At 40.6% G+C, this 16206-nt stretch carries 13 protein-coding genes, 2 tRNA genes and 1 pseudogene; 10 read left to right on the forward strand and 6 right to left on the reverse strand.

The window, feature by feature from the left end; genetic code table 11:
- Positions 1-4 precede the first annotated feature (4 nt).
- On the forward strand, positions 5-1390 hold the full coding sequence (locus C825_RS23750; RefSeq protein WP_044215230.1) for a DUF4270 domain-containing protein: 1386 nt from the start codon (positions 5-7) through the stop codon (positions 1388-1390).
- A gap of 62 nt (positions 1391-1452) precedes the next feature.
- Here the strand turns inward: C825_RS23750 and C825_RS23755 are convergent, their stop codons facing one another.
- The 3 genes from C825_RS23755 to C825_RS23765 are packed head-to-tail and all read right to left on the reverse strand — an operon-like array spanning position 1453 to position 5995.
- The gene (locus tag C825_RS23755; protein WP_007654094.1) at positions 1453-2754 is read right to left on the reverse strand and encodes a glycoside hydrolase family 57 protein; all 1302 of its coding nucleotides are present in this window, start codon (positions 2752-2754) and stop codon (positions 1453-1455) included.
- Between the two features lie 17 nt (positions 2755-2771).
- Positions 2772-4040 carry a glycosyltransferase family 4 protein gene (locus C825_RS23760; protein WP_010800450.1) on the reverse strand — a complete coding sequence of 423 codons (1269 nt, stop codon included), beginning with the start codon at positions 4038-4040 and terminating at the stop codon, positions 2772-2774.
- Between the two features lie 14 nt (positions 4041-4054).
- On the reverse strand, positions 4055-5995 hold the full coding sequence (locus C825_RS23765) for a glycogen debranching enzyme N-terminal domain-containing protein (RefSeq protein ID WP_044215229.1): 1941 nt from the start codon (positions 5993-5995) through the stop codon (positions 4055-4057).
- Between the two features lie 660 nt (positions 5996-6655).
- Here C825_RS23765 and C825_RS23770 point away from each other — a divergent pair.
- The 4 genes from C825_RS23770 to C825_RS23785 all read left to right on the forward strand — a co-directional run bounded on the left by C825_RS23770 (position 6656) and on the right by C825_RS23785 (position 11463).
- Positions 6656-8731: a M3 family metallopeptidase gene (locus tag C825_RS23770; protein ID WP_010800451.1), complete on the forward strand. Its 2076-nt coding sequence runs from the start codon at positions 6656-6658 to the stop codon at positions 8729-8731.
- 85 nt (positions 8732-8816) lie between these two features.
- The gene (locus C825_RS23775; RefSeq protein ID WP_007654099.1) at positions 8817-9251 is read left to right on the forward strand and encodes a dCMP deaminase family protein; all 435 of its coding nucleotides are present in this window, start codon (positions 8817-8819) and stop codon (positions 9249-9251) included.
- 12 nt (positions 9252-9263) lie between these two features.
- Entirely contained in the window at positions 9264-10985 is a 1722-nt protein-coding gene (locus C825_RS23780; RefSeq protein ID WP_010800452.1) for a S41 family peptidase, read from the forward strand.
- Complete coding sequence (locus C825_RS23785; RefSeq protein WP_081615919.1) at positions 10894-11463, forward strand: 5-formyltetrahydrofolate cyclo-ligase; 570 nt, start codon at positions 10894-10896, stop codon at positions 11461-11463. Before C825_RS23780 ends, C825_RS23785 begins: the two co-directional genes overlap by 92 nt.
- On the opposite strand, the gene C825_RS23790 is transcribed toward C825_RS23785, so the two are convergent.
- Both C825_RS23790 and recF read right to left on the reverse strand, forming a co-directional pair.
- The gene (locus C825_RS23790; protein WP_007654102.1) at positions 11453-11746 is read right to left on the reverse strand and encodes a DciA family protein; all 294 of its coding nucleotides are present in this window, start codon (positions 11744-11746) and stop codon (positions 11453-11455) included. The genes C825_RS23785 and C825_RS23790 overlap by 11 nt on opposite strands.
- Positions 11743-12845: pseudogene (gene recF / locus C825_RS23795) on the reverse strand (DNA replication/repair protein RecF). The gene C825_RS23790 and the pseudogene recF overlap by 4 nt, the downstream one beginning before the upstream one ends.
- A gap of 138 nt (positions 12846-12983) precedes the next feature.
- Between recF and C825_RS23800 the strand changes: the two are divergent.
- The 4 genes from C825_RS23800 to C825_RS23815 all read left to right on the forward strand — a co-directional run bounded on the left by C825_RS23800 (position 12984) and on the right by C825_RS23815 (position 14462).
- Positions 12984-13667: a tetratricopeptide repeat protein gene (locus tag C825_RS23800; protein WP_007654107.1), complete on the forward strand. Its 684-nt coding sequence runs from the start codon at positions 12984-12986 to the stop codon at positions 13665-13667.
- Positions 13668-13742: 75 nt separating this feature from the next.
- Entirely contained in the window at positions 13743-14225 is a 483-nt protein-coding gene (gene ribH / locus C825_RS23805; protein ID WP_007654108.1) for a 6,7-dimethyl-8-ribityllumazine synthase, read from the forward strand.
- A 55-nt stretch (positions 14226-14280) separates the two neighbouring features.
- Positions 14281-14363 (forward strand) — tRNA-Tyr (locus C825_RS23810).
- Positions 14364-14389: 26 nt separating this feature from the next.
- Positions 14390-14462 (forward strand) — tRNA-Gly (locus C825_RS23815).
- Between the two features lie 436 nt (positions 14463-14898).
- Here C825_RS23815 and C825_RS23820 read toward each other — a convergent pair.
- The gene (locus tag C825_RS23820; RefSeq protein WP_010800455.1) at positions 14899-15366 is read right to left on the reverse strand and encodes a helix-turn-helix domain-containing protein; all 468 of its coding nucleotides are present in this window, start codon (positions 15364-15366) and stop codon (positions 14899-14901) included.
- A gap of 247 nt (positions 15367-15613) precedes the next feature.
- On the opposite strand from C825_RS23820, the gene C825_RS23825 reads away from it, so the two are divergent.
- Complete coding sequence (locus C825_RS23825) at positions 15614-16168, forward strand: helix-turn-helix domain-containing protein (protein WP_010800456.1); 555 nt, start codon at positions 15614-15616, stop codon at positions 16166-16168.
- Positions 16169-16206 lie beyond the last annotated feature (38 nt).

The following is a 16206-nucleotide window of genomic DNA, read 5'->3' on the forward strand; positions in this document are numbered from 1 at the left end:
AATGATGAAGATCAAGCCTTTATTAATTGGCCTGGGCTTAGGAGTAACAATCCTGAGTGGGTGTAGTGATGATTTGAATCTGGTTGGCTCGACAATTCAGCCTGACGGAGACAAAATGCCCGTATATGTAGATACTTTCCAGATGCAAGCGACAACTTTGCTGATGGATTCGGTATATGCAAGAACTACTAATGGACTTCTCGGGGAGTTCTATGATCCGTTATATGGTAACGTGAAATCTGATTACATCTGCCAGTTTTACTGTCCGGATGACTTCAAGTTTAAGCATGAACCTATTAATGGACAGATTGACTCTATCGATTTTAAAATCATGTATCAGAACGGTGCCTGGGTAGGTGATTCTTTAGCACCTATGCGTGCCCAGATATATTTGGTAGACAAAGAACTGGAAAGAGATTTTTATACGAACTTCGATCCGTTGGAGTATTGTGACATGCAGAATTCATTGGGCATGCAAACATATACTGCATATGATAATTCTGTGCCTGACAGCATTCGTAATGCCATTGATTCTAATGGTGATCGCACTTATATTCCGACCGTTACAATCCGGATGCCTAAGGAGTTCGGTCAGAAGTTCTACGATGAATCAATCAAAAATCCAAGTACTTTCAGCAGCCAGGAGAACTTTAATAAATTCTTCCCCGGATTGTATATAACAAATACATATGGTAGCGGTAATATTCTGCAAATTACCTATTCAACTTTCTCGATCTACTATAAGTACAATTTGAAAGGCAGCCAGGGTCAGGATTCCACCGCATATTCCAATGAAACGTTCAATGTAACCAAAGAAGTATTGCAATTGAACCGTTTCAAAAATGAAGATGCAACTATTGAACCGTTGTTAAAACCGAACGACTCAATTGCTTATCTGAAAACACCGGCAGGTGTATATACACAATTAACAATTCCTGCCCAGGATATAGTTGAAAGAATCGGAGACCGTGTTATCAACAATATACCTCTGATAATAAAAGCACTGCCGCAGGAAAACTGGCAATGGGCTCTTTCCGCTCCTTCAAATTTACTGTTGCTGCCTAAAGATTCTTTGGCTACTTTCTTTGTGAACAACAAGATAGAAGATAAAAAAACATCATTCCTTGCCAGTTACAGTACTAGTAGTCGATCTTATTCGTATGATAATATCTCCAACTTGATGCAGGAACATATAAAGAATAATCCTGACAAGGATATGGTATTGCTTTTGGTTCCGGTTGAACGTCTTACAGCTCAATCAAACAGCTATTACGGACAATCTCAACCATACACCACTGCTATAAACAACTATTTACTTCCTTCCGGAGTCAAGTTGCTCAAAACAAAAGAAGCGACAAAAATTGTCATAACGACAACGGAATATAAGTAATAATTTTAAATTCATAAAAAAAGCGGATAATCAAAAAAATTATCCGCTTTTTTTATGAAAGACTATTGTTTCTTTTTCGCTGCTTTCTTTTTCAACTTATCGACTTCTTTCTGAAGTGTCTCAATCTCAATACCCTGATTCTTAATTGTAGTCAATAATGAATTTAATTCTTCATTATCCACATCAATTGGGTACAAAGCATTCACACGACTAATAAAATCTCCCAGGATATTCATATAGTTTGTAAATGCATCATAAGGAGAATCATAGATACCACGATTCAACCAAATCCCCGTATTCTTTGTAGTCATGAAACGGAAATTATTACTTGCCTGCAAATAATCCCAGTCTTGCTTGATACGACGGTCATCACACAAATGAACACGTTCTGCCACACTATAAAGCTTATTGAATGCTTCACGCTGCATCACATTACCCAACCAACAACTGATATCTCTTTCTTCATCTATCCACGACATCGGATAAGGGACATCAACCTGATCCACTGATTTCAATTTAGTCACAATATCTGTCGGTGTAGAGAACGTAATACCTCTTTCTTTTGCACAAGCAGGCAATGCTTTGATAAAACTCAAGATATTAGAAGATAACGGTTGGGCAATTCCCAAAGCCCCAAGTTCCATAAATATATTGATAACCTGCTCTTCTTCAGGAAATGCAGCAATCCAATCCATATACTTATCTGCAAACAATGGATACTCACTCCAACTTGAATTAGAAAAACGCAAACTAATATCATCCGACAATTTGAAATCACGAAGCAACAACTTCAGATTCGGGTTATATGCACAATGATATAAATAATGAGCGCTTTTCCAACCTAAAACATGCTTAGCACCTTCCGTCAACATACCTTTAAATCCCATGCTGGCAACCAAAGCACCGATTTCATTCGAATAGATCAAGCTTGAATTACGGAACACTTTCGGAGTTTGTCCGAATACCTGTTTGATCTTTTTCTTCATACGGTCTACCTCTTCCCGGAAACACTCTTCATTAGCCAATGAAGACAAACCGTGCGAATAAGGTTCACACAAGAACTCACAGCAACCGGTATCATTCAACTGATGCAACAGTTCGATCACTCTGGGGGCATATACCTCCAATTGCTCCATGGCCACACCAGAGATTGAAAATGCAACTTTAAATGCCCCACCATTCTCTTTTGCCATTTCAAGCAATGTTGTCAGAGCAGGAATATACGAACGTGCTGCAATATCACTGATACTGCGTTCATTTTCATAATCATCATAGTAGTAATGATCGGTACCTATATCAAAGCAGCGATAACGTTTCAGATGAATGATTTGATGTATTTCAAAATAAAGACAGATTGTTTTCATATCTAGTTATTGTTTTATTATTTACCGTAATTCTTTAAAACTTCCTCATAAAGTGCTCGGATTCGCAAACCGACTTTTTCCCACGTAATGCCGTCAACCTCCTTCTTTCCTTCTTCCTGAAGGTATTTGAAAAGAGATTCATTCGTACAAAGAGAATAAATAGCGTCGGCCATTGCATTGATATCCCAATAATCTGTTTTAATCACTTTATCAAGAATTTCACCGCATCCGGACTGCTTTGAGATAATAGAAGGTGTTCCGCACTGCATCGCTTCCAACGGAGCAATACCGAATGGCTCGGAAACGGAAGGCATCACGAACACATCACTGTTTTTATATGCTTCATACACCTGGCGGCCACGTTGAAAACCCGGAAAATGGAAACGATCGGCAATACCGCGCTCAGCGGCCAAATTGATCATGGCATTCAACATATCACCCGAACCCGCCATTACGAAACGGATATTGCGTGAGCGTTTCAATACCAAAGCTGCCGCTTCTACAAAATATTCCGGTCCTTTCTGCATCGTGATACGTCCAAGGAACGTAACCACTTTTTCTTTCGGATGCTCCGGACGAGGTATATCCAGCAACTCCTGCGAAAGCGGATAAACGGCATTGTGCATAGCAAAACATTTACGGGGATCCTGATGATATTCGCGGATAACCGTCTGACGAGTCAGTTCCGATACACACATGATACAATCAGCATGATCCATACCGTTCTTCTCCATCGCATACACGGTTGGATTCACCTTTCCACGTGAACGGTCAAAATCAGTCGCATGAACATGGATACATAATGGTTTTCCACTTACCAGCTTCGCATGCACACCTGCCGGATAAGTCAGCCAGTCATGCGCATGAATTATATCGAACTGCTGTTGCCGAGCTATAACTCCGGCTATAATAGAAAAATTATTGATCTCATCATGAAGATTACCCGGATATCCCCCGGCAAATTCCATACATCCCAAATCATTGACATGCATATGAGAAAAGTCGGCATAAATATGATCGCGAAAAGCATAATACTGCTCCGGCGTCATATAATGAGGCAACCGCGACTTGACATAGTTATAATCGACATCACGCCACACAATCGGCACCTGGTTCATACCGATGATATTCAAAAAACCTTCTTCTTCCCCGGTCGGCTTCGGAAGACAGAAAGTCGTTTCTACATCTCCCTGCAAACTCAATCCTTTTGTAATCCCATAGGATGCTACAGCAAGACCACCATATATTTTGGGAGGAAATTCCCATCCAAACATTAATACTTTCATATTGGCTCCTCCTATTAATAATTGTATTTACTCAATAAATATAACACTCGCAATATTTCTGCCACATTCATAGCAAAAGAAACAGCACCGCGTCCTTTGAAAGGAGGATTTCCATCAAACAGTTCAGAAATAGATCCGATACAGTGAGAAGACATCTCATCTTCATAACCGATCAAATAGCGTTCAATAAAACCCAAGGCACTCATTTTATAAATACGAAGATAAGCTTCGAAATAAAAACCTGCCAACCATGGCCATGCAGTACCTTGATGATAGGCATAATCGCGCTGAATCTGAGGCCCTACATAATTCGGATTATAACCTCCGCTCTTCGGGCTCAACGAACGAAGACCTTTTGGCGTAAGTAATTCTTTCGTTACAATATCAAGTACTCCTTTTTTCTGGCTGGCATTCAAAGGAGAATAATCCAAAGCTACGGCAAATATCATATTAGGACGGACACTCCAGTCCATCATATTTCCATCTACATAATCTAACAAATAACCGTACTCGTTCAAAAATGTTTCGAGAAACGACTTACCGCTTCTTTCAGCCAAAACAGATAATTCAGTACTTAATTGTTCATTTCCTGCCTCACCCAGCAATTCGCCTACAAAACATAGGGCATTATACCACAAAGTATTAATTTCTACAACAAAACCAGTCCGAGGTATTACCGGTCGCCCATTAGCTGTAGAGTTCATCCATGTAACAGCCTTCTCTGTTCCGCGAGTATACAACAAACCGTTGTCAAGTAAAGACAGATTAGGATGTTTATTACTGCAAATAAATGCCATGATATCCTCCAACAATACACCATATTTCTCACGACATGCATCGCGTGACACCATCTTAGCATACTGCTGGATACACCACACAGCCCAAAGTAAAATATCGGGATGATCCATTTCATAAACCCGTAGGTGGCTCGGTTCATTATTCATGAAAGCATACAAAGCTTTACGGGCTGTTTCCATCACAAGCTCAAATTTGGACTTTTCGTTGATAGCCAGCGTCAGTCCCGGCAATGATATAAACATGTCGCGAGCACGACACTTAAACCAGGGATAACCGGCCAGAATATAAAACTCGTCGCCCTGCTTATTCAGAAATTGATGAGCAGCATTGATCAGACAATGTTTAAATGTATCACGCGGAGTACGCTCTTCCATTTCTTCTTCAAACGTCTTTTTCAACGCACGTGTACCCGTCTCGGAAACACCTCCGGAGAAAACAATGCTTTCACCTTTTTTGATATCTACTTCAAAATACCCGGGAACATAAAGGTCTTCATTGAAATCATACCCTCTCTCCTGTTCTTTCGGATATTCGATACCACGATACCAGTCCGGTTGAAAATGGAACTCATTCTTTTTATTTAACTGCATGTACAATTCGGGATATCCCGGATACATACATGTCTTAATACCGTTTGTGACAACCTGATACTCACGACTAGCCTGTGAATTCTCATGGGTATATTCACGTACACTACGAAAAGCTAAAAACGGACGCAAACGCAAGGTTGTAGCAGAATGCGCATCCAACAATGTATACCGAATCAAAATCCGGTTTTCATGATGAACAAAAAGCTTTTCTTTTTTCAAAACAACTCCACCTACTCTGTAGATTGTTGTCGGTACTTTCTCACATTCAAATTCACGGATGTATTTATGCCCGTTCGGACTATAGTTATCACCCTGATACTTATGGAGACCTAAATTAAATTCAGCCCCATGCTGTATAACCGTTTCATCCAACGATGATAGCAACACATGGTTTTCATCATCTAGTTCTGGCACCGGAATGACAAGTAATCCATGATACTTTCGCGTATTACAATCCGCGATAGTTGTACAGTGATAGGCTCCCGAACGATTCGTACGAAGAATCTCCCTTGGTAGAGACTCCTCCAGGTTTGTCATAAGAGTCTTGTCAAATTTAAGATAACTCATAATTTTATATTTGGTTTTAAGTTTATGCTTATATAATGAAAATGATATGATATACAGACCAAATGTATCACTTAAAAACAAAAAAAACAAATCAGCTTTCATATTTATTTAGAAACTAACTTTTTTTACAACGCCAAAACGTTTGATAAATAACTCCTTAGAAAATTAGAAGCTTCCGTTCATGTGTTGTCAAACACATGAACAGTTGTTAAAAACTCAAAACAAGCTACTTTATGAATATCTTAGACTAACCCCCAAAAACAGATCTGCATACTTTTTGAAAAAAATACACACAGTAAGAAGAAAACAAAAAACCTCTGCAGAAAGTTATAAAAACACAAGCGGGAAACAATAGTATACCAATTGCTGGCAAATACCGATACAGACAGACTTTATTGCCGATGCAATAAGGATTTGTTGCCTATCCAACTGTTTGTCGATAGCTATCGGTAAGCTTGCTTACATCTGTCGGTATAATTGTCGATAATTATCGGCTATTATGCTTATAACTATCGGCAAACAATTGGATCGGCAACACAATTAAGAAATATAGAGGGAATTTATTCTGTAGCACAGCTATTTTTTCCATCTTTGTGCCGGAAATAAACAGGTTGTTTCCGGCAATATATGGACTATAATAATATATAATGTATAAGAGATATGACACAAACAACTCATAATCCGTTTTTCTTTAGTTATAACACCCCTTTCGAAACCCCTCCTTTCAACGAGATAAAAAACGAACATTTCGAACCGGCTTTCGATGAGGGAATAAAGCGACTCGATAGTGAAGTGCAGGCCATTGCCAACGATACACAGCCGGCAACCTTCGAAAATACAATCATCGCTCTGGAACGTAGCGGTAAACTGCTGAACAAAGTCAGTTCAGCCTTCTTCAATATATTGAATGCGGAAGCCGACGACGAAATGATGGAGATCTCACAAAGAATCTCCCCCAAGTTGTCGGAAAGCTCTAATAATATCTTTCTGAATGAAAAGCTATTTGCACGTGTCAAGAACGTATATGAACAAAAAGACAGGCTCAACCTTTCTACAGAAGATACCAAGCTGCTGGAAGAAACATTTGAATCGTTCTCCGTTCGTGGTGCCAACCTGAATCCGGAAGACAAAGAGAAATACCGCAAATTAAGCACAGACCTGAGCGTACTATCTCTGAGATTCGACCAGAATGCATTGAAGGACAAAAACAGGTACGAACTGCTTCTTACCGATGAGAAAGATTTGTCGGGCCTTCCCGAAAGTATTTGTGAAGCCGCAGCTCTCCGTGCCAAAGAAAAAGGGAAAAAGGGTTGGTTATTTAACCTGACTGCACCGAGTTATATCCCATTCATGCGATATGCCGATTCACGCAAATTGCGTGAAACAATGTACCGGGAATACATGAGCGTAGGGAACAAGGGAGACGAATATGACAATAAAGAGATCATCCGCCAGATCATCAATATTCGCCTGGAGATAGCCAGATTGATGGGTTACAACACCTATGCAGAATATTCGCTTAAGCATACGATGGCTAAAAATCCGGCTACTGTTTATAACCTGCTGAATCAATTGCTCGATGCCTATAAACCTGTCGCCATCAACGAATATAATGCAGTACAAGGGTTTGCCATGGGTATGGAAAAAGAAAATATCACCGTCATGCCCTGGGACTGGAGTTATTATTCAGAAAAACTGAAAGACATCCGTTTCGATGTAAACGATGAAATGACACGTCCCTACTTTGAACTGAACAATGTCAAAAACGGTGTGTTCGGACTTGCCACACAGCTATACGGCATCACATTCAAAGAGAACAAGGAAATACCGGTTTATCATCCGGAAGTAGATGCTTATGAAGTATACGATGCAGACGGTAAATTCCTCTCCATCCTGTATACTGATTTTCATCCGCGCGACGGAAAACAATCGGGAGCCTGGATGAACAGTATCAAAGAGCAGTATCACGAAGCCGACGGAAGCGATAGTCGCCCACAGATTATCATCGTCATGAATTTCACACGTCCAACGGAGACTAAACCGTCTTTACTGACTTTCGACGAAGTAAATACGCTTCTACATGAATTCGGACATGCCCTGCACGGAATGTTTGCCGAAGGAAAGTACGCCAGCCTGTCCGGTACAAATGTATATCGCGACTTTGTCGAACTGCCTTCACAACTCATGGAAAACTGGCTGACGGAAAAGGAATTTCTCGACCAGATCGCCGTACATTATGAAACAGGCGAAAAAATCCCGCAGGAACTGATCCGGAAGCTAGTCGATGCATCCAACTTCAACACCGGCTATTTCTGCTGCCGCCAATTAAGTTTCGGCATGCTCGATATGGCATGGCATACACAGAACGAACCGTTTGAGGGAGATGTCATCGCCTTTGAAAAACAGGCTTGGGCACGGACCGTTATCGTACCGGAAGTTCCGGGCACATTCATGAGCAGTAGCTTCGGACATATCTTTTCCGGAGGCTATGCCGCCGGATATTACGGATATAAATGGGCGGAAGTATTGGATGCTGATGCATTTTCTGTATTCAAAGCCACAGGCATATTCAACAGGGAAACAGCTCGCTCGTTCCGTGAAAATGTCCTTTCAAAAGGAGGAACCGAAGACCCGGCAATCCTGTATAAACGCTTTCGCGGACAGGAGCCGACCATCGACGCCCTGCTCATAAGAAACGGCATCAAACAGACTGAACCGAAAGCTAATAGCAATTGATATAAAAATCGCTAAACATACAATAGTTAAATCAATTATATTTACCTTTGCCAGCTAAAGTAATAAGTACAAAATCAGGTAAACAATGTGCGAAAAAACAGAGAAACAATATGAATTAGATAAACGTTATCTGCGGATGGCTGCCGTTTGGGCTGAAAATTCATATTGCAAACGACGTCAGGTCGGTGCACTGATAGTTAAGGACCAAATGATCATTTCCGATGGATACAACGGGACACCTGCCGGTTTTGAGAATGTCTGTGAAGATGAAAATAATGTGACCAAGCCCTATGTGTTACATGCCGAAGCGAATGCAATAACAAAAGTGGCGGCATCTTCAAACAGCAGTAAAGGAGCGACGATCTATGTGACTTCGGCCCCTTGCATCGAATGCGCCAAGCTGATCATCCAATCGGGCATTAAGCGTGTTGTATATTCAGAAAAGTACCGGATGGAAGACGGATGCAATTTATTGCAACGCGCCGGTATTAGTATAGATTATATTGATATAAACGAATAAATATACGTTTTTATGGACAAAAACAGAAGGTTGACCATCTGGTTACCTGTTATCATTGCAGCAAGTATTGCTCTCGGAATTTTTATCGGGAACAATTATCTTTCTCTTACACAACATGGCAAGCGCCGTATGTTCTCCAGCGGGAATAAAATAAATGCCATACTCGATATTATCGACGAACAATATGTCGATACCGTTAATATGGCAAAGCTGGTGGAAGGCACCATACCTAAAATATTCAGTGAACTGGATCCGCACTCCGTTTACATTTCTGCCGAAGACGCGACAATAGTGAATGAAGACCTCGAAGGGTCGTTCAGCGGTATCGGTGTATCATTCAATATGCAGACAGACACGATCCTGGTAATCAGTGTTATCTCCGGAGGTCCGGCTGAAAAAGCTGGTTTATTGCCATTCGACCGTATCATTACAATCAACGACTCGATCTATTCGGGAAATAACACCAGCCAGGCAAAAATTATGCGTACGCTGCGCGGAGCCAAAAACAGCACCGTTAAACTGGGAGTAAAACGCGGAGGTGAACCGGAACTGCTTTATTTCGATGTTACACGCGGTGATGTTCCGGTCAACTCTGTGGATGTTTCCTACGAGGTTAGTAAAGGCATTGGTTATATCAAAGTCAGCAAGTTCGGCCGGACAACTTATAACGAGTTCATTACAGCTATCGCCAAACTGAAAGAAGCAGGATGCAGTTCTTTCGTTATCGACCTGCGTGGAAATACAGGAGGTTATATGGATGCCGCCATCAATATGGTCAACGAATTCATGCCGGAGGGACGACTGATCGTTTACACGGAAGGTAAGGCCTTCCCCCGTAACGATGTCTATACAAACGGAACCGGCACTTGCAAAGAGGCTCCGATCGTTGTCCTGACAGATGAGTTCTCGGCTTCTGCCAGCGAGATTTTCTCCGGAGCGATCCAGGATAACGACCGTGGATTGATCATCGGACGCCGTACGTATGGAAAAGGATTGGTTCAGTCACCGATCAAACTGAGCGACGGTTCTGAAATCCGCCTGACAATCGCCCGTTATTACACTCCTTCCGGAAGAAGTATCCAAAAAGATTATGAAATGGGTAATTCCACCGATTATGATCAGGATATATACAACCGATTCATCCATGGTGAATTCGATTCAGCCGACAGTATCAAGAATACGCATACGGAAAAATATAACACCATGATGGGACGTACGGTCTATGGTGGTGGCGGTATCATGCCGGATATATTTATTCCACGCGATACAAGCGGAATTACAACGTATTTCACAAGTATCGTCAACAGTGGCACACTTTATCTGTATGCACTTGAATATTCAGACCAGAATCGTGAAAAATTATCTTCGTTCACGACTTATCAGGATCTGTACAAGTATCTGCAATCGCAGCCATTGCTATATGACTTCACGAACTTTGCCGCAACCAAAGGGATCAAGAAACGCCCGAATCTGATCAATATATCAGGAAAGCTGATCGAAAGCCAGTTGCAGGCATATATCGTACGTAACTTTTTCGACGAAGCCGGATTCTATCCGATCTTCCTGAAAGACGATCCTACGTTATTACGTGCTATCCAGATCATAAACGAAGGTAAATCCGTTCCTACATTAGAGAAAAAAGATGCAGACAAAGGAATTGCAGGAATCCAAGCAACAACTCCGAAAATACATAGCCTCGCTAAAGAAATCGTACAAGAAGACTACATTGCTTGATCTTTCCGAAGAAATAATGAAGCGGCTGGAAGAGACTGAACTCTTCCGGCAGGCTTCCTGTATCGCTTTATACAACGCGATACCCGGCGAAGTCCAAACGGCCGGTTTCCTTGAAAAATGGTTTGAAAAAAAACAACTTCTCCTACCGTTGATTGTAGGAGATGATCTCCGCCTGTTACCCTATAACGGTACTGACAGCCTTAAACCGGGCATCTTCGGCATTATGGAACCTATCGAACAGAAAACAACTGTCGATGAATCGGAAATAGACCTGATCATTGTTCCGGGTGTAGCTTTCGACCGGCAACTGAACCGCATGGGACGCGGTAAAGGATATTACGACAGACTGTTATCCACATTGCAAGCACCCAAAATCGGTATATGTTTCGATTTTCAGCTACAAGACACAGTCCCTACCGAATCTTTCGATAAGAAAATGGATATGATCATTACGGAAAAAGAGATTGTCAACGGATAATAATATCGTGTATAACGGTTGCCCCGGCATATTCATTCAGACTCTTCACCAACCGTTCACGGCATAAAGTCAGCTCACTTCTCAAGACAGCAGAAGTCAACGATACATATAATATATGATCGCGTACATATATATTACGGGTATATTGCATAACCATCGGTCCGAGCACTTCTTTCCAGGCACGTTCCACACGAATTTCCAAAATCTTTTCATAAAGTTCCGTATTATCTTCAAAGAAATCTCTCAGGACTTCACCGATCGCTTGTGTATTCTTTCGCTTCATGGCTGATCCTCCATCGGTTGAACTTCACCCTGTTCTACTCTGAACAAAGCATAATCATGATTCATTGCCTGCAGGATTTCATCCAGGTATTTCCGGTTGGTATCGGTAATAAATATCTGCCCGAAACTATCTCCACTGACCAGCTTGATGATCTCAGCCACTCGTGCCGCATCCAGTTTATCAAATATATCATCCAAAAGCAAAATGGGAGTTGTCTGCCCTTTCCGGGTCAGAAAAGCAAACTGAGCCAACTTCAGTGCTATCAGATAAGTTTTATTTTGTCCTTGCGAACCGGCCCTGCGGATTAATTGTTCATTCAATGTCATTTCCAGTTCATCTTTATGAACACCGTTGGAAGTATATCCCAGAATACGGTCACGCTCCCTGTTGGCAGCCAGCGACTCAGCCAGATTCCGGTCTGCCAGTTGGGATATATACCCCAATCCGACCTGTTCGGTAGAACGGCAGATCGTTTGATAGTATTCGTTAAAAATAGGAATAAAACTTTCCACCAGCAGCTGGCGCTTCTCGAACACCATCCGCCCATACATATCCAATTGCATTTCCAGCACTTCATACAGAGATGTATCTGTATTTTGATTCTTCAAAAGAATATTCCGCTGGAGCAAAGCCTTGTTATATTGTATCAAGGCATGCAGATATTGTTTGTCCTGTTGCGAAATGATCAGATCCAGAAAGCGGCGGCGTTCGTCACTCCCCCCCGGATCAGATCTGAATCCGCCGGCGACACCATAACCAAAGGCAGGAGTCCGATGTGTTCGGACAACTTATCATATTCCTTTTTATTCCGTTTGAACTGTTTCCGCTGGCGACGGCGGATAGCACAGAATATATCCTCGTTTCTCCCCTCGTAATCATATTCACCCTGGATAACGCACATATCCTGATCATTATTTATAATCTGACTATCAGGAGTATTGATATGACTCTTGCAAAACGAAAGATAGTGGATCACATCCAGCAGGTTCGTCTTCCCCATCCCATTATTTCCAAAGAAACAATTCATTTTCGGAGAGAAAGCGACTTCCGCCTGAAGAATATTTTTATAATTGAGAATAGAAAGCTTTTTGAGTATCATCTGTACCTTATTAATCGTACAAAATTAAAAAATATACTTCTAAGTATAGATTATATCAGTAAAAAAAACTACTTTTGCGCTTTGAATTGCCATTGGCATAAATCAGTAGATAAAAATAATAAATAACTATAACACATTATGGCTACTAAGGAAAAAAACACCAACACGGAGTTAGAAGTAGAAGAAATTGTTTCAAGATCAGAGCAGTTCATTGAAAACAATTCAAAAAAGATCATTTACGGAATTATAGCTATCGCACTCGTTGTTGGAGCTGTTTTAGGAATTAAACACGGTTATTTGATTCCTCAGGAAAAGAAAGCAGCCGCTGCTATATTTAAAGGAGAACAGTATTTCGCTAAAGATTCTTTCAATCTGGCTTTAAACGGTAATGGCGCTGACTTTGACGGATTCGAAGGTATCATCGACCAATATGGAAGTACTGCTTCCGGCAACCTGGCAAAGGCTTATGCAGGTATCTGTTATTTCAAGATGGGAGAAACTGAAAAAGCTCTTGACAAACTGAAATCATTCAGTGGAGACGACAATATGATTTCTCCGGCTATCATCGGCCTGATCGGTGACTGCTATGTAAATATGGGTAATGTAAAAGAAGGTATCAGCTATTTCGAAAAAGCTGCTAAGAAAGCAGACAACGAAGTGATCAGCCCGGTTTATCTGAAAAAAGCAGGTATTGCCTACGAAAACCAGAAACAATATAGCGATGCAGTTAAAGCATACACTACGATCAAAGAAAAATATTTCAACTCAATGGAAGCTGCCGATATCGACAAATATATCGCTCGTGCTTCTGCTGCAAAATAATATTATCATTACGATATGAACTATATAAAAGGATGTCCATCAAAAAAGGCATCCTTTTATTTTAAATAGAAAGTTATGGCTACAGCTTATCAAAATTTATCAGACTACGACTTCAACAGTGTCCCTGACGGTTCAGAAATGACGTTCGGTATTGTAGTCGCAGAGTGGAATAAGCACATCACCGAGAAATTACTGGAAGGTGCCTGCAACACTCTGGAAAAACATGGTGTAAAACCGGAAAATATCTATGTGAAACGTGTACCGGGTAGTTTCGAACTGACTTTTGGTGCAAAACGCATGGCTGAAACAAAAGATGTAAACGCTGTGATCGTTCTTGGCTGTGTTGTCAGAGGCGATACTCCACATTTTGATTATGTTTGTTCAGGCGTTACACAAGGTGTTACCGAACTAAACCTGATGTATGATATCCCATTCATTTTCGGTCTGTTAACTACGGACAATATGCAGCAATCGGAAGATCGTGCAGGCGGTAAGTACGGAAACAAAGGGGATGAAGCAGCAGTGACCGCATTAAAAATGGTTCATTTTTCTGATTAAACGCTTGCAGGTTTCAAAAATAATCGTACCTTTGCACTGCAATTGAAAATAATAGGGGCAGTTACCAGAGTGGCCAAATGGGGCTGACTGTAACTCAGCTGTCTTTCGACTTCGGTGGTTCGAATCCATCACTGCCCACTACTATTTCAAAAGCAATAAAAATTGCGGAAGTAGCTCAGTTGATAGAGCATTAGCCTTCCAAGCTGAGGGTCGCGGGTTTGAGCCCCGTCTTCCGCTCTCTGAAAAAAGGATAATCGAAAGGTTATCCTTTTTTTGTATACCAAAAGTCCCGACTTTCACAAGCCGGGACCTTACCTGATTACTAAATCAAAAACTATGAAAAAATAAAGTTGATCAACCTCTCCAAATGAATAAAAAGAAAAAACATAAATTTAATCATAGGCTACGAGTATTCTAGAAAAAGTAGTCCGACAAACGTCTTCATCAGACTACTCAAAGAAGAATCACTTCTTCTTTCTCTTTTTCATAGATAAGGTATGCCTATGCATCTATATACTTTAATACCTTTTATTTTTATCATTTGTCTCTGATGCAAAGAAATAACAAAAAAACGGATCAAGCAAAGAAAAACAAAGCATGAAGAAGACAAAAACGATCCATGGATAGGACAAAATCGTTCTTATTTGTTTCTTTTGACTGCTCAGCTATAAAATCAGGAGTTTTTTGTCCTATGAGAACGACGATATTCACTGGGAGTCATATGGTATACTATTTTGAAATTACGCACAAATGTCCGGGAATTATTAAAGCATGATTCAGAAGCTACAACTTCAATCAGCTTATTAGAGGGTTCCAATAATAAAGCGGATGCATAAATAACACGCTGTTTATTTATATATGCATGAAAAGCAACGTCATCTTTCAACCTAAGAATCTTATTCAATGACTTTTTCTTAACGTTACATTGACGGACAATGATATCTACTGTTATATCTTTATCCAGGAAATGCTTTTCAGTCACTACATAGTGATGAATCTTATTATATATTTCTATATATTCCGTATTCTCTGAAAACTTTGATATTTTAGGAGGAGGTATAATTCTATCCAATATAAATATAAAAAGATAAAAGTCCGGACGTTCTATTTCGAAGAAATGCATTTTAATCTTTTGATTCATGAGTTTACTATATTAATTAAATATTTTAGGGCAGACCTGATATCGCTTATAGTAAAAACTTAATCAATATATTAGATCCAGAGTTAACAATAACAAATTCAAGCCCTACACATAAACAAATATAGGATTTAACATTTGCTTATCCAAAGAAAATATCTAAATAACATTCTATCCCCCATTTTTCTAGTCATTTTGCTTTTTATTTATAACTTTGGGGCAACATAAATCTATAAACGATCTACAGAAGATGAACGAACAGATAAAACAGATAGCGGAGCGCCTGGCCGGTCTTCGTGATGCATTGGAGATAGCTCCTGAAGAAATCGCCAAGGTCTGTAACCTGACCACAGAGCAATATCTGGAACTGGAAAGCGGCAATGTCGATATTTCAGTCAGTGTTTTACACCAGATATCACAGGCATACGGAGTGGAACTGACCACACTTATGTTCGGTGACGAGCCTAAAATGAGCACTTACTTTATTACCCGTAAAGGAAAAGGTATTACCGTTGAACGTACCAAGGCTTACAAGTATCAATCGTTGGCTGCCGGTTTTGCCGGACGCAAGGCAGATCCGTTCCTGGTTACCGTTCACCCGAAATCCGAAGAAGAGCCTATTTATCTGAATTCTCATCCGGGACAGGAATACAACCTCGTACTGAAAGGACGTATGCTTTTGCAGATCAACAATAAGGAATTGATCCTTGAAGAAGGAGACAGCATATATTTCAACTCCGAACTGCCACACGGCATGAAAGCATTGGATGGAGAAAAAGTCAGTTTCCTGGCAATCATTTTATAAATCAGTAGACAGTTGACAAGCGAGAGCTGACAATTAAT

The sequence above is a fragment of the Parabacteroides sp. ASF519 genome, from assembly GCF_000364265.2.
In the GTDB taxonomy this organism is placed as follows: domain Bacteria; phylum Bacteroidota; class Bacteroidia; order Bacteroidales; family Tannerellaceae; genus Parabacteroides; species Parabacteroides goldsteinii.